The sequence below is a fragment of the Coprococcus sp. RTP21428st1_C9_RTP21428_210409 genome, from assembly GCF_040227395.1.
GTDB classification, from domain to species: Bacteria; Bacillota; Clostridia; order Lachnospirales; family Lachnospiraceae; genus Coprococcus; species Coprococcus aceti.
Genome location: NZ_JBEHVV010000014.1, coordinates 23,793 through 39,646 on the forward strand (window position 1 = coordinate 23,793; position 15,854 = coordinate 39,646).

General features: G+C 43.0%; 12 protein-coding genes. All 12 read right to left on the reverse strand.

Annotated elements, in window-relative coordinates; genetic code table 11:
• Nucleotides 1-89 precede the first annotated feature (89 nt).
• Nucleotides 90-734, reverse strand: a complete 645-nt coding sequence (locus ABUA34_RS04555) for a hypothetical protein (protein WP_055144623.1) — start codon at nucleotides 732-734, stop codon at nucleotides 90-92.
• A gap of 138 nt (nucleotides 735-872) precedes the next feature.
• The gene (gene trmD / locus ABUA34_RS04560) at nucleotides 873-1,598 is read right to left on the reverse strand and encodes a tRNA (guanosine(37)-N1)-methyltransferase TrmD (protein WP_349822913.1); all 726 of its coding nucleotides are present in this window, start codon (nucleotides 1,596-1,598) and stop codon (nucleotides 873-875) included.
• A gap of 49 nt (nucleotides 1,599-1,647) precedes the next feature.
• Nucleotides 1,648-2,190, reverse strand: a complete 543-nt coding sequence (rimM, locus tag ABUA34_RS04565) for a ribosome maturation factor RimM (protein ID WP_015534851.1) — start codon at nucleotides 2,188-2,190, stop codon at nucleotides 1,648-1,650.
• Between the two features lie 124 nt (nucleotides 2,191-2,314).
• The gene (locus tag ABUA34_RS04570; RefSeq protein WP_004851223.1) at nucleotides 2,315-2,542 is read right to left on the reverse strand and encodes a KH domain-containing protein; all 228 of its coding nucleotides are present in this window, start codon (nucleotides 2,540-2,542) and stop codon (nucleotides 2,315-2,317) included.
• 102 nt (nucleotides 2,543-2,644) lie between these two features.
• Nucleotides 2,645-2,890, reverse strand: a complete 246-nt coding sequence (gene rpsP, locus ABUA34_RS04575; protein WP_004851225.1) for a 30S ribosomal protein S16 — start codon at nucleotides 2,888-2,890, stop codon at nucleotides 2,645-2,647.
• A gap of 25 nt (nucleotides 2,891-2,915) precedes the next feature.
• Nucleotides 2,916-4,262 (reverse strand): signal recognition particle protein, encoded by a 1,347-nt coding sequence (gene ffh, locus ABUA34_RS04580; protein ID WP_349822914.1) that lies wholly within the window; start codon nucleotides 4,260-4,262, stop codon nucleotides 2,916-2,918.
• Between the two features lie 30 nt (nucleotides 4,263-4,292).
• Nucleotides 4,293-4,649, reverse strand: a complete 357-nt coding sequence (ylxM, locus tag ABUA34_RS04585; protein WP_120123079.1) for a YlxM family DNA-binding protein — start codon at nucleotides 4,647-4,649, stop codon at nucleotides 4,293-4,295.
• Between the two features lie 199 nt (nucleotides 4,650-4,848).
• Complete coding sequence (locus ABUA34_RS04590; protein WP_242859157.1) at nucleotides 4,849-5,091, reverse strand: aspartate dehydrogenase; 243 nt, start codon at nucleotides 5,089-5,091, stop codon at nucleotides 4,849-4,851.
• An 81-nt stretch (nucleotides 5,092-5,172) separates the two neighbouring features.
• Nucleotides 5,173-10,716 (reverse strand): DUF4132 domain-containing protein, encoded by a 5,544-nt coding sequence (locus ABUA34_RS04595; protein ID WP_349822915.1) that lies wholly within the window; start codon nucleotides 10,714-10,716, stop codon nucleotides 5,173-5,175.
• A gap of 21 nt (nucleotides 10,717-10,737) precedes the next feature.
• Nucleotides 10,738-11,139 carry a hypothetical protein gene (locus ABUA34_RS04600; RefSeq protein ID WP_156329363.1) on the reverse strand — a complete coding sequence of 134 codons (402 nt, stop codon included), beginning with the start codon at nucleotides 11,137-11,139 and terminating at the stop codon, nucleotides 10,738-10,740.
• Nucleotides 11,140-11,262: 123 nt separating this feature from the next.
• Complete coding sequence (locus ABUA34_RS04605; protein ID WP_349822916.1) at nucleotides 11,263-14,643, reverse strand: DEAD/DEAH box helicase family protein; 3,381 nt, start codon at nucleotides 14,641-14,643, stop codon at nucleotides 11,263-11,265.
• The gene (locus ABUA34_RS04610; protein ID WP_173794565.1) at nucleotides 14,636-15,808 is read right to left on the reverse strand and encodes a restriction endonuclease subunit S; all 1,173 of its coding nucleotides are present in this window, start codon (nucleotides 15,806-15,808) and stop codon (nucleotides 14,636-14,638) included. Before ABUA34_RS04610 ends, ABUA34_RS04605 begins: the two co-directional genes overlap by 8 nt.
• Nucleotides 15,809-15,854: the final 46 nt, after the last annotated feature.

Below are 15,854 nucleotides of genomic sequence, written 5' to 3' on the forward strand. Positions count from 1 at the left end.
CATATTTTTTACAGTATACCACAGCAAAAAAGCAGTGAACACACTCATGTATCCACTGCTTTTCAAAATATTCTTCTATATCTTAAATACTACTGCGCTGCCTCTGTTGTCTCAACCTCATCTGTCATGGCCTCGCTTGGATCTATAGCCTCTGTGTTGGCCTCTGTTGTGCTTCCTGCCTCACTGGTTGCAGTTGTTGCTATCTCGCCGTTCAACGTTACATTCTCCTTCTGGGCAAGTGCATATACCGCGTCATTGTATGCTGTATACTTGCTCTGGGCGTCTGAGAGAAGCTTCTGTGCCTCTGTCTGGATGTCCTTGTTCTTATCCTTAACAGCAGCCTCAACCTTCTGCATAGCCTCATACTGTGCATTCATGGCATCATAATACTGATCCTTGAGCGCCTTCACCTCGTCGGTCTTGACTTCTATAGCCTGTATGTCGTCAAGAAATGTCTTATAATTTGGAAGCAGATTGTCTGTCAAATCCTTGAGCAGAGCATCTGTATCAACAGCAGTTCCCTCAGCAAAATATGAGTTGAACTTCTTCATGATCTCCGCTTCCTCTGTATCCATCTTAGGGATATCTGTTCCAACAAACTTGATGAACTCATCCTTCACCTCTGATGCAGCCTCTGTGGTTGCCGTCGTCTCGTCTGCCTTCTTGTTTCCACATCCTGTAAATGAGAATGCAAGAACCATAGCCATCATAGTCATAAGTAATCTGCGTTTCATAATCTTTTGTCTCCTTGTTCTTCCTTGTATTTGTGTATGCCCTGCAGTCGCGTCTCCACAAGGTTATGGCAGAATTCGAATAACCTCGAATTCTGCCATCTCTTAGTATACCACCTTAAGACCACAGGTGGCAACCTGCTATTTTCTTCGTTTCTTTTTCTCCTTAGGAGGATTCTCGATCATATACTTCTCGTACATGTCTGGCCTGTGCTCCTTCGTCCTGGTGATAGACTGTTCAAGTCGCCACTCATTTATGAGCTTATGGTTGCCCGAAAGCAGTACATCCGGGACCTTCTTCCCCATGAATTCAGGAGGTCTGGTATACTGCGGATACTCAAGCAGATTGTTATAAAAAGTCTCTATCTCAGCACTGTCCTCGTTATTCAGAACCCCTGGAACAAGACGAGACACAGCATCCACGATAGCCATGGCTGGAAGTTCTCCGCCAGTCAGCACAAAATCGCCTATGGACATATAGTCATCGACTATCATCTCAAGGACCCTCTCATCTATTCCCTCGTAATGGCCACACAGAAGAACTATGTCCTCCTTCTCCGAGAGCTCCTGTGCAATACCCTGATTGAAGGTTCTTCCCTGCGGAGTCATATATATGACCCATGGTTTTCTGCCAAGCTTCTCCACCAGTGCCGTGTATGCATCATACACAGGCTGCGCCTGCATGACCATGCCTGCGCCTCCCCCATATGGGTAATCATCCACATGATTGTGTTTATCCTGGGTGTAATGTCTTATATTTATAGCTTCTATATGAAGTTTTCCCGACTCTATGGCCCTTCCCGTGATACTCGTTGAAAGTCCATTCATAACCATCTCGGGGAAAAGTGTCAAAATATAAAAATTCATAGTCCGCTCCTAGTATATGTTCATCATCTCACCAAACGTCTGTATGCGATCAATCCTCGTCATCTGAATCATCTGCTTCTACCATCTCAAATGTTCTGACCTTGACCTTCTTATTCTCTGTGTCAACATCGAACACGAAATCCGGTACTACAGGTATTAGGATCTCGCTGCCATCATCCTTCTTAACGACAAATACATCATTTGCCGGAGTCTCCAGCACGTCGTCAAGGATTCCTATGTGCTCGTCATTCTGATCATATACATCAGCGTCAAGGACATCACAGATGAAGAACTCTCCATCCATGAGAGGAACTGCATCCTCCCTGTCAACAAGTATGTCATAGTTCTTAAAACGCTCTATATCATTTATGTTATCGTATTCTTTGAACTTAAGAATAACCATATTTTTCAAAAATTTGCAAGATGTACAATTAACCTCCAAAGTCTCTCTGCCATTTGACAGATAGCACTTCTTCAAGGTCTTGAAACGATCATTGTCATCCGTTGTCGGATATACCTTAACCTCGCCCTTTATACCATGGCTTGAGGTTATCACTCCTACTCTGAGTCTGTCTTCTGTGTTGTGTTCCATTCTATCTCCTATATATAACTCATATATAATATAAGGGGGAGTATAAACTCCCCCTCTTAACTCGGTAATAAAATCCTCTGTCATATGAAGATTAAGAAATACCACTTATCCTGCTTATGCAGTTCTACTTAATATCAACGACAACCTTCTTATCACCCTTTGAAGCAGCTGCCTTGACAACTGTACGGATGGATTTGGCTATTCTGCCCTGCTTGCCGATTACCTTACCCATGTCCTCTGGTGCGACAGTAAGGTCTATCTTTATTATGCCGTCTTCTTCAGTCTCGGTTACAGCTATCTGCTCAGGATGATCTACTAGGGACTTTGCAATGATTTCTACTAAATCTTTCATCTCTATACCTCCCAAATGGAACACCAGCCATGCAAAATCGACTTCGTCGATGGCTGGCGCTGCATATCAGCTTTTCATAGAAAAGCTGATACATCCGTAAAATTACTTCTCGATACCTGCCTGCTTTAATAACTTTGCAACTGACTCAGTTGGCTGTGCTCCTGTAGCTAACCACTTCTTAGCAGCCTCCTCGTCGATCTTTACTACAGATGGCTCCTGATTAGGATCATATGTTCCGATCTCCTCGATGAATCTACCATCTCTTGGTGATCTTGAATCTGCTACGATCACTCTGTAGAAAGGATGCTTCTTATAACCCATTCTTCTTAATCTAATCTTTACTGCCATTGTTCTTGTTCCTCCTAAATATTAATTATCTTAAGCCAAAAGGCATTTTAAAACCACCGCGTCTTCTCTTTCCGCCCATCATGCCTGACATCTGCTTCATCATCTTCTTAGACTGTTCAAACTGTTTAAGGAAACGATTGACATCTGCTATCTGGACACCGGCTCCATCTGCGATACGCTTCTTTCTGGATGGCGATATCGGATCCTGGAGTGAACGCTCTCTAGGTGTCATGGACAGAACGATTGCTTTTGGTGTTTTAGCAGCGTTCTCATCTATCTCAACATTCTTCATCTGACTTGCCATGCCAGGCATCATGGAAAGGATCTCCTGCATGCCGCCCATCTGCTCGAGCTGAGCCATCTGATCAAGAAAATCGTTGAAATCAAAACTTGCTTTGCGGAACTTCTGTTCCATCTCTTTAGCCTTCTCCTCGTCGATGGCCGACTGGGCTTTCTCTATAAGTGACTCTACATCACCCATTCCGAGGATTCGGCTCGCCATACGATCCGGGTAAAATGGTTCCAGATCTGTAAGCTTCTCTCCCATACCTGAGTACAGGATCGGCTTGCCCGTTACTGCCTTGATCGACAGTGCGGCACCGCCTCTGGTATCACCATCCAGCTTTGTGAGGATGACACCATCTATACCTATCTTATCATTGAACGTTGTCGCTACATTTACCGCATCCTGACCTGTCATGGAATCCACAGTCAGTATGGTGTAGGCAATGTCCAGATTCTCCTTTATCTCTGCAAGCTCGTTCATCATGTCCTCATCAACATGAAGACGTCCTGCGGTGTCAAGGAACACCAGATTGATATTGTTCTTGGCTGCATGCTGTATAGCCGCCTTCGCAATATCCAATGGCTTGTTGTTGTCTCCCATGGCAAACACGGGAACTCCAACCTTCTCACCATTCACCTGCAGCTGCTTGATAGCCGCCGGTCTGTATACATCACATGCCACAAGAAGTGGCTTCTTGCCTTTGTTCTTGAACTGATATGCAAGCTTTGCCGCCGTGGTGGTCTTACCTGCTCCCTGAAGTCCACACATCATGATGATCGTGATCTCATTGGATGGTCTAAGCTTGATCTCTGTCATCTCAGAGCCCATGAGCTTATCCATCTCTTCCTTAACGATCTTGATGACCATGTGTCCAGGATTCAGACCTTTGAGGACTTCCTCTCCTACAGCTCTGTCACTCACCGACTTGACAAATGACTTTACGACCTTGAAGTTGACATCCGCCTCGAGAAGTGCTCTCTTGACTTCCTTCATGGCCTCCTTGACATCATCCTCAGTAAGTACGCCCTTGCTTCTCAGCTTCTTAAAAACGTTCTGCAGTTTATCTGATAAACTGTCAAATGCCATAGACATTCTCCCTTCTGATATTATCTATCATCAGAAATCTTCGAGTATCTTATCTGAATAATTCACTATATCTTCAATTCTGCCCGCAAGCCGTTCATCCGAGTTCATCGTCTTAAGCTCATCCGCACATTCCTTGATCTTCTGAACCTGTTCCTGTGCCTTCATGAACTTATGTACCAGCATAAGCTTCTCCTCATACTCCTCGAGGATCTTGTCACAGCGCCTTACCATATCATATACGCCCTGTCTGCTTATGTTGTTGAGTCTCGCTATCTCTGAGTAAGACATGTCATTGTTCACGACATCCTCGTACACGCTCTTCTGATGCTCTGTGAGCAGCTCACCATAAAAATCATATAACATAGACTGTCTGACTATCTTCTCCATAACAAACTCTCCGTAACGCACTTGCATGTAAAGTGTTTTTGCTTTACCATGGGCTATTCTAATACAGGCAGGGTGGGTTGTCAAGTGTTTTTTCTTGACAAAGTGAATTATATTTATATTTGCAGCAAATCCTCCGTCTTACAACACAAAACCCTGTATGTTTGTTATATCGCTACAGCGATAGTTTTACAAACTGTATTCAATATATCTTTTTCACGTCATCCACCCGGTAAAGTCTCTTAAAACTCTCAAGATCCTTCTCTGATTGTATCACCATCACACCCACAAAGTTCCCGTCCTCTCTGCTCCTGAATCCGGCGACCTGTTCTCCGGTGCAGATGGAGCATCTAATGACAGCCTCGTGTTTTGCCTCATCATAGGGGAACAGCTCTGCGTTCCCCTTTTGTTTTGACTTTAATCTTGCAAACAATCCTTTTTCCACCACTATATCAACCTCTACACATAATCATGCAAGCCACTGACAAGATACATTCTGAATCATCATCTTATCATTGCGCTGACACTACGCCTCGATCTGTCCCAGTATATAAGGATCCTTGATCTTATTATCCTCGGCAAAGAACAGTATCTTCGTGAGCACCTCCGATGTCTTTGGATCATCATCCACAAATGGCAGGAATATTCTGCCCCTCCTCTGTGAGTGTACAGGAAGTACATTTATCATAGGACCTGCCTCCTGATGTACCACTCCACTTCCAAGATGGACTGTATAATTGGCGCGCTTGCCCTCTATCACTGCATGGTTCTTTGTAAATGTGACATTTGTCAGTCTGAAAAGCGGCATGGTAAATTCTGCTATCGCCTTTCGCATCTCAACAGTCGAATGTGAGGTCTCTGGATCCACGCCTCCGGCATGTGCCACGGAAACCGCCATGTCCACATCCCTCATGACCTCAGAGAATATGATATCTGGGATATCCTTGATCTTGAGATCCTTTCCTGTCTTTCTATCCGAAAATACCACCCATTCAAGCGTCGGTGATTCTATATCTGCAGGTGAGAACCAGTCTGCAAGAGCGTAGATCCGCGCTACTATATTCTCCTTGTAGTACACCTTCTGAAGTCCATCCTCTATATCAGCCACCCAGTGTCTTGACTTCAGGCAGCCTAGTGTCTTCTTCGGCTGGATCTGATTGCCCGCGTATCTGAGAGAATGTTCCATGTTCATCTCCTCTTCGGTCTTCACATAGAGTTCTCTGAACACCTGCTTGAACGGCTGAACGATCTTGTTGTCAAATACATACTTTTGTATGTCGTGCCACCTGCCTGCTGTGTACATGTGGAATGGGTGTGCAACTGTGAGCTTGGTGTCGTCTGACAAATGTTTGTTTTCATCACCAGCGGTTGTTTCAACAAACACATTGAATCCATCCTTAGTTGCAAATCCAAGAACTACATTCTGACTAGGTACGCCAGCACTTTCGCCTCTTGCATTATCTAACTGCACATCACCAGCATCGCTGTTATTCCTCAAATCAATATTCTTGCTATCATCAAGTTCATTTATCCCTGACATAATACTGTCAGCCGCATTATCAAGCTCTGCCTTCACGCCATCCGGCTCCGACACCTTGAACACCAGCGCAGCTACCATGTCATGTATAACAGGATTCTCCAGCATGCCCCTGATCTCAGCCCAGGTGTATTCCTCCTGACTCTCCATCGCATCCTCAAGCATCGCCTTTGTACGCCTTGACTGCTCCGCCATCTGCTTCTTGGCATCCATCAGAGCCAATACATACTCATCCTTCTTGATCTTTGCCGGAACGGACTTTAACTGTTTGCCGTTCTTCTCACAGATGACAGCGCATTTGCCGCCGTCCTCCATCTCAAGCCATACGGTCACTTCTCCGACCTCATGCGGCTGAAAATATTCTGTCATGCCCTGAACCACAAGGCTTTCCATACGTAGGGTAAGTCTCGTCACGTCCTGATATCCGGCATTGATCGCCATATTGCGCATAGCTGTAGAAACTGCTGCCGCCTCGCTGGCTCTCCTCTGTGCTCCGAACTGCCTGCTCTCCTTCTTGAACTTCTGAAGGAACATGTATCTGTCCTTTATCTGCTCCTCATTCTCTATCGGCAGGATTCCCACCGCCATGAGCAGGTCCTTGTTTCTCTTTGCCTCGATCTCAGCTATCAGCTCGGGCTCATCATATTTGCCAAGCGCCGCATCCGCATATTTTCTCGCCCTGGTGTGCTTTGCACCATCTGAAATGTATTTCGCCGCCTTGTATATCAGCTGGAAACGCTTGTCACCCAATCTGTCATAGACTTCGGTAAACCACGTCCTGTCAAATGCGCCGTCGTTCAGCTCATCCACCTCAAGCGGTGTAAATCTCGCTATCATAGCCTTTCTCTTGTCATCAAATGACTCGTTCATGTGCGCCATGAAGTAATAGCATCCCGCAGTAAATCCATCCCATCCAAGATACTCTCCAACTATATCTATCCACTCTGGAGAATACATAGCCGCCTCTATAAGCCTGGCATCACTTATATCCGTACCTGTAAGATAGGCCTTCAAAGTCTCCGCACTGTCATTTGCATCAGGCACACACGCCTGAAGAAGATGCGACATACTATTCTTCTTGCTGACCTTCTGACGGTTATAGTAATAACCGGTATTGAAATACGTTGATCTCTCCAGGGTCTCTTTGCCGAGGGCTGACAGTATCCTGACAAAATACTCCGCTCCGAATATTCTTGTAAGCCCGTATATATATGGAGAGAATTCTGTCTCTGTATCTCCCCTTGTGAGCTCTGCAGAAAGCACAAGCTCAGACATATCAGTGTACAGCTTCTTAGCTATATCCAGCCTTTTCTCGTCCGTCTCCGAGAACTCTCCTTCCGGACTGTGAAGAAGTATCTGCCGCACACTCCTCAGCCTTTCACGCTCCGTATATCCCCACTCATAGCCTCTGGTCTGCACCTTCCTATTGCGCTCCGTTATAAAACGCATCACGTCAGATACACATTTGAGGCTCCTATCCAGGGAATTCCCCTCAAATGCCATCTTGTACATATAATCCCTAGATATAATACCACGGCTGTATGCGGCAATATAGTTCAGGAGACCAGGAACCGGCATGACACTTCCTGTGTGTACCCAGTAATATGAATTTCTATCATTTACAACGTCTGAAGGTATATTAAAGTTATGGCACTTTGCAATGGCATAGTTGTATGGAAACAAATGCCTGAAATCCTCTTCATTCTGCCTTGCCTCGTCAGAATCCTCTTTTACGTCCAATATATCGCTGTCACCATCGATCGCAAGCCACCTTGTTATTATCATGATCTGCTCATTTGTGAGCACACTTCTGTGATATACCTTTGAATCATCACCAGATATACTGCTGCCACCTTTATTCCCGCCAAATGTATATATGAGCTCATCACTTCTTCCAAGCAGATAGTCTGCTGCCACAACGGCAAGTCTCATCTTGTCACTATCCATCACATATCTTCTATACAGGAATCCAATTACAGCTCTGACAATGGCAAGATATCCGAATGCCGGACATTCTTCTATATATATATTTCCAAACATATCCAACATAAAGCTCTCGCAGTACTTCTTGAAATCCTGTTTGTCACTGTTGTAGCCATTCAGATACACATAGAGCTGCATGCACATATACGGAGTCTGAATATTTTTCTCGTAGAAATCTACCCACAATTCCTCACATGCCACCTTGTCACGGTTCACATATATTTTCCCACCTGCCTCACCAAGCAGGCCGATCTCTCCGTCAGCCATCTCATACTCATCATTTTTGTGTTCATCCACAAATGCATCAAATTTTCTTAATATATTTATTACTTCTGAATCAGCTGCTGTATCTTTCTTTTTAGGCAGGAGCTTTGATTTGAGTTTTGCAAATGCACCCTCGCTCTTGGCAGTCCTGCACAGATCACCATTTGCAATTCCGCTTTCAGGGAAATACTTTTTGTAAAGCTCAAAGCACTCAGCCAGATAACTCTTGTCAAATGCCGGCTCATAGTCCGCATTTACATCATAAAGTCCATATCCCTCATCTGCACCGGCTCTTTCCTTACCAACATTTTTAATCTCACGTATAAGAATCTGCTCCTTAGTTGTAACACTGGATCTTCCATTCGCAGACTCTCTCTGCATAGCGTCTATATGACCAACACAATCTGCAAAAAGTTTCTGCCTGTTCTCATCATTTTTGAGCTGGAGCAGCAGGTCAAGTCCCGCTGTTCTCTTCTCCTCCTTGGCATCTGTGAGAAGTCTTCCGATGAGATCATCCATGTCATCACCGTCAAGTTTATAAAGTATAGACAGTACAGTCTCCCTTATGTCTGACTTCTTGTACTTGAGCATATTCTCAAGCTGTACATAATTCTCCGGCGAAAGTTTCATATCCTTAACGATCATCGCCGCCTTGTTTCTGGTATATGTCTCCTTGTCGGCAACTGCGTCCACCAGTATGGCACGCTGCCTGTCATTTGCCGGCTGCCTTACAAGCAGAAGCAGAAGCGCATCTCTGCTATATCTTGCGGAATCTATCTCAGGAACCATCTCCGCTATGTGCGTGATCTTGTCCTCGTCCTTTAGAGCGCTTGCACAGACCGCAAGTCTCATGATAATTGCGGATCTGTCCAGATATTCGGCATTCCATGGAAATACACACGGATCAAACTCAAGCCTCTTCTTTGGCATGCGCTCAAGTATGCCCATGAGGATATCGTACATCTCCTGACATTCTTTCCTGTTGTCAAAATATTTGTCCACCTCGGCAAATGTCATTTTCTTAAGTTCATTGTTGTACGATCTGCCGTCTTTATATATGAGACTATTCATATAAGGCTGGTAATCCGACATAAAGCTTGGCATGATGACCGCCATGGTGTCCATCTCGTCTGGGAATCTCTTGATAAATTCCTTTGCAACGCTGTGTGTGTACACCTTTCCCAGACTCATTGCCCTGATATATGTGCCAAATACCAGTCTTTGGTGTCTGCTGCCATCAATCGCCAGCTTGTTCATCACATGGCATGCCTCGTCCACATCAAAGAAACCATAGCTCCACAGCGCAAGATAGATCTGCATGGCATCCTCGCCGGATAAAGCTTCACGCCTTGCATTTTCATCATTCAGATATGTATCTATAAGAAGCAGCTGTTTCTTCTGTATACGGTCAAGCTTGCTCTCCTCGTCAGCCACAAGTCCCGTCCAGGTGGCTACAGCCCTCATGACAGATGAGAATCTCAGAAGATCATTCTCCTTTATCACATGGAACAGGGTCATAAATGCACCTGCCGTTCCATAATCCATGTTCTCACAGATCGCCTGCCTGAGTCCCTCCTGAAGCTTTGCCGCAACGAGCAGCTTGCCTACAGCCTCATGGAGTCTTGTGTTGGAACTCATATATATTCCCCTGAGGATATTTGTCGTGAGCCTTGCCTGCGCACTCTCACCGAACATGATGTCCATGAGCACTTCCTCAAGCTCTGCATTCCCCCTGTCGAGCTCCGCCTGTATCCAATATTCAGATACTATTCTATACCCATTGCTGCTGCCATCCCTGTAATAGCACAATATATCCTGCGGTAATTTCTCCTTGTAGAGAGATACTATGTCGCATCCGTATATCCCCATGGAGTGATATTCATTCATGATCCTGAAATATCTGTCAAGAAATGCCCCATACCTCTTCGTTCGCATGGTTCTTCTGTAATAATACTGGCTTGTCTGCCACTTGATTATGCTGTCTATAGAAGTGTAGAAATCTTCCATCAGATGATCTGGCACCCACCCCGGCAAATGCTTCAGCTCGTTCCTGAAGAATTCCGAAGGAACATTCTTTTCATTCTCAAGAAATGTCTCAAGTCTCTTGCCGATCATTGACTCTTTTACATCTCCATAGTAATTATCCATCTCCTTAAGAAGCTTCTGCGCATCCGCACTATAGCTCTTTCTGAGTTTCGTGGAATTCTCGTCAAATACCTCTCTCACTTCATCTGCGATCTTCTTCTGCTCCTCAAGCTCAAGCCTTGTCTTCTTGTCCTCTGCCATTGTAACCCCTTTCTTTATGTTCTACCACATTCTGCCCGCCAGCATTGTGAGGCGGATAAATGTGATCTCATCCCCTTCGTTAAACTTCTCTTCCCTGTCCAGCTCCGTTAATTCATCCATACCGCGGAACACTCTGAACAGCCCATCCTCAAATCCTTGAATGGCTGTCTTCACTGCTTCATCCACATCCGGTTTCTTCTCCCCATAGACGATCCCGAACGCTATCTTTCCTATTCTTCCCATATCATCGATCTGTTCATCTGTCAGCACTGCATCGCCGCGATCCATGCGGGATATGTACTGTGCCACGCAGATCTTTACTGTCTCTGTTATGAGTTCCCGCAGCGTGCTCGGTGCTGTGTCATATTCAAATGGGACCTTGTGCACTGTGTTCTTCCGCTTGCCGAGCTGTTTTATGTTCATGTATAAAGTCATGTGATTCCCCCGAAATCTTGTTATATGTATATTCACATTGTGCAGAAATTGCACATACTGAAATAAATGTTCAACTTGTGCAAAATTGCACATATTGAATAATAGCGTCTGTTAAGCCACATTAGCATTTGCATTTATCTGATCTATTACTTTCTTTATGCCCATCCATACAGACGCGTTAAATATATCCGTTATACTTCCCCTGTCTGTAAATGGCGACTCCATCAGCACTGACATATCCTTTATCATTCCATTGTGCACCACATACTCAACTATCTGATTGACAAAGTATATCTGCCTGCTGTCATAATTTGTTTCATTCAGATATTCACTAAACGCCTCCTTTGCAGCGTTCATATCAAGCCCTACTATCTCACGGACAAATTCACCAAGAGGCTTGTCACCGATCTCACCCTCATAATCCTTTCTCGTTCCAATCTCATTCCAAAGGATATCCTCAAGTGCCTTCACATCCCCAGTAGTAAGTGGCTTATTTGTCTTGAGTTTTGCAATTACAATATTATCCTGATGCTGTTTTATATAGAATTCAGCCTTTGCTTTATAATTCTTCAGATCATCGTTCTCAAGTTCTGATTCATGCCAGTCAGTAGATAGGATATCATCATCAAAGTTAGTGTCGTATGTTTGTACTGTGCTTTTTATAAAGCTCATGATATCCCTAAGTCCTGTCCTTATCTCTTCGAACTCTATAATTCCAGCACCATCTACATAGCTATCCGACAATACTTTATCTATGATTTCTTTTCTGCAATCAATCTCATCAATATGTTTTCCTATAAGTCTTGAAAGTGCATTAGCCCTTTTTATAAGATCTCTCTTTGCTCTCTCGTCATTCTTTCCCGCCACATGTGCAAGCTCCAAGCCATATATAAGCGCATCAAATCTCAAAGCACTCGGCTCATCACCATCTGCCATGATATAAGGCGATACCTCTTCCTTTACGATATTGACATCAGGGAACGTTATTTTCTGGTAGTTAACTTCATCCGAGTATTTGTCCAGATATCTCAGATGCTGCTTTACTATAAAATTATCCCTGTTATCCCTCGACAATCTCTGCACTTCACTGCTCATGTCAGATATCAGTTTTTCCAAGAAGAAATTCACCCTGCCGTCCCTATCAGTAAGTGACTGCAGCTTATACGCTATCTCAAATCTTCTCTGGAATATCGCACCCTGTATAGGCATCACATTTACAGCCTCTTTGCCCTTTTTCTTTACCCTGAAGAACTCAAAGTTACTACAGAAATCAAATATATAGAACAACTCTTTATCTTTACCGTCCAGCAGTCCTTCGCAAAGTCTGGTTCCCCTTCCTATCATCTGCCAGAATTTTGCCTTACTCATTACCTTCTTGAAAAATACCAGATTGAGTATCTCTGGAACATCTATTCCTGTATCAAGCATATCAACTGATATGGCTATCTGTGGCAATTTGTTAGGATCAGAAAAGTCATCTATTGCTTTCTGCGCAAATTTTGTCTGATTATCTATAACTTCCGCGTACCCAACAAGATGCGGATATTCCTCATTGAATACTTCAAATATCTTCTCTGCGTGAGTATGATTCTTTGCAAATATTATTGTTTTTCCTATCTTCTGCCCGTAATCTATCTTGATTCCATTATCCATAAATACACGTAAGACTTTTCTTATTGTATCCTTGTTGAATAACCAGGAATTAAGCGCAGCGGACTCTATCTTATCCGGTACATCCCCAGACTCTGTCACAAATGTTTTCTCATACTCTTCCTTATCTGCGTCCGAAAGTTCTTCATATACAATTCCCTCATCAAGGAACTTTACCTTGCTCTCAATTGTCATATAATCAACAAGATATTCATCCTCAACAGCCTGTGCAAGATCATAGCCATATGTAGGAACTCCATTTGCAAGTTCAAATATATCATAAGTATTCTTGTCCACTTCATCCTTCGGTGTCGCCGTAAGTCCCACAAGCGGTGCATCAAAATAAGTGAATATATCTTTATACTTGTTATATATTGACCTGTGCGCCTCATCACATATGATCAGATCAAAATGTCCGCAGGTAAATATTCTTCCACCCTTGTCACTTGCACTGTCAACGCATCCGATCATGGTCTGGTATGTGGAAAATACACACCTTGCATTATAATTATTCTTCTCCTCCACCAGATTCGTACAGGATAAATCCTGCAGCATATTCACAAAATTACGCTTAGCCTGCGTAACAAGCGAATTTCTATCTGCCAGAAACAGAATATTCTTCACCCATCCGGCATTTATCAGTATCTTGCAAAGTGCGATTACTGTTCGTGTCTTACCAGAACCTGTAGCCATGACAAGCAATGCTTTTCTTCTGTTCTTCTGGTCAAATGCATCGCACACTGCTTTTATCGCTGCCTCCTGGTAATAACGTCCGGCAATTGTCTTATCTACCGTTACGTTTCTGAGACTTGTCCTCATAGACCTCAGATTAAACCACTTTTCCAGATCCCTTTTGGAGTAAATGCACGAACACTTTCTCTCCGGATACTGTCCATCAATAATATGCGTCTCAAACCCATTTGTAAGGAAGATAACAGGTCTTCTGCCATACTTTCTCTCAATGCTGTCTGCATACTTCTTCGCCTGATATCTGCCTGCCTCAACTCCGACACATGTCTTCTTTGCCTCTATAATAGCAAGTGGTATCTGTGTATCATCGTAAAGCACATAGTCCACCCGTCCATTTCCTGACCTGCTAGGAACACCATCAACATCAACTTCATCGATCCAGTCTGATCCCTGTACCCATCCTGCGTCCTCAAGCATAGCATCTATATAGAGTTTCCTTGTCTCGAACTCAGATATATCAAGCGGATGCTGCTTATAACGCTGCCTCTGTACCTGACTGCGTGCAGATAACTTCTCCTTGAGATCTGCATTTTCCTCAGCCAATGTCTTTAGATCTATCTTCTGTCTTTCAATCTCTTCCTGATTCTGGCGAATCAACTCTTCCTGTTCTTTGAGCTGGCTCTTTGCATTCTCAGCATTCTCCCTAGATTTCTTGGCATTTTCACGTCTGTTCAATATGGCATTTCTATCAAATTCTCTCTGCTCATATCCCCGTACATAACAACATGAAATAAAGTCCATAAATATATGCAGATTCTCCAGGCAAAGCATAGCCTCGTCAAATCCCTGACGCCTGTTATTGTGAGCCACACTGTTGCCTTTTCTTCGTATATAATCCAATCGTCTCCACAGGTCATTTCCCACATAATCTCTGAAGTCCTCTGAATTCAATAAACTGTGAAGATTATCCTGATACGGCGTTTCAAGTGAAGTCTCAACTGAATAAATCCATTTTATTGCAAACTCCATAGCCCTGCGGCAATTGAGTATACACACATCAGGATCTATAAGAATTATTCTCTCAGCCGATATTGCAACCCCAGCAAATGCGGCAAATCTTGGTTCATCCCTTAAGAAGTCGAAATTATTCATATTTTTCTACCTCCTCCCCTTTGTCTTGTCGGTATATTATAAACACATTATATAGGTAAGTAATCAGTTGTTCCAGTAGTTTGATGAGAGAGAGCAATTTTGATTTGTCGACATGTTTGATAAAGTCTACAAATTGTTCTTGCAACTCAATTGGCGGAACTGTCACATCTAACATTTTCATTTTAGCACCGGTCAAATGAGATATTGTCGCCTTAGCTCCTTCAATAGCAGCAAAACCACCATTCTCACAATTATACTTAAACCACCATGACAAATAATCTGGTAAAATTATGTTTTGGTTGCATCTCACCCTATGAAGTGCCTTTTGAAAATAACATTTCTTAACCTGATTATGCCAAACTGCACATCTACCGATCTCTCCACCTTCACAGACAAGTAAATCTCCATCCTCAAGACAAAATTCTTCACGATCTTTTTCATTAAAATCCATTTCATTCAAATTACCTAATTCAAATCTAAACCATTGAACATTGAAATTAGCTAAATAAGGATATTTACATGTACCTATCTGATGTTTAGCATCGAGCATTTTACCTAATCTTGAAGTAGTAATATCAGAAAACTGCTTACATTCCCATTTTCTATCATTATGAATAACATCACCAAACATCTCCACAAATCGGGCTTTGATAATATAATCTAGTGCATTTAATTGATCTTTTCTCTTTTGGATAATGGATTCTACTTTTTCCAAAATTTTTACAATTTTATCCTGTTTTGATAACTCTGGACAAGTAATTTCCAATTTTGCCAAATCTGTTTTATTAAACCCTGCTTGAGCAGCCCTTGAGCCTACATTTAAAATAGCGTACTGAAAATACGAAGATTTCAAATAGTAATACAAAAACCTTTTACGAATTATATCTGTATCAGGAATAGTGCGCATTATCGCAACATTATATGCACCTGCTATGCCAGTTAAAACCTTTCCAATTGATGCGCCATATCTAGCTATAAGAACATCATCCTCTGTACAAGTTTTTATACAATTACTAATTTTAATATATTCAGGTGTCACTTTTTCACTTTGTGTAAAATCTCGTATTTGAAGCATACGAATATATCCTTCTTGTTCAGCAAACGACCATTCTTCTTTAGGTGGCTGTGAACCGCCTTGAAAATCACATATATCTAGTAATCTCATCCACATCATTCATACAAATACGAATTTGAGGCTTGTGAATCATAAA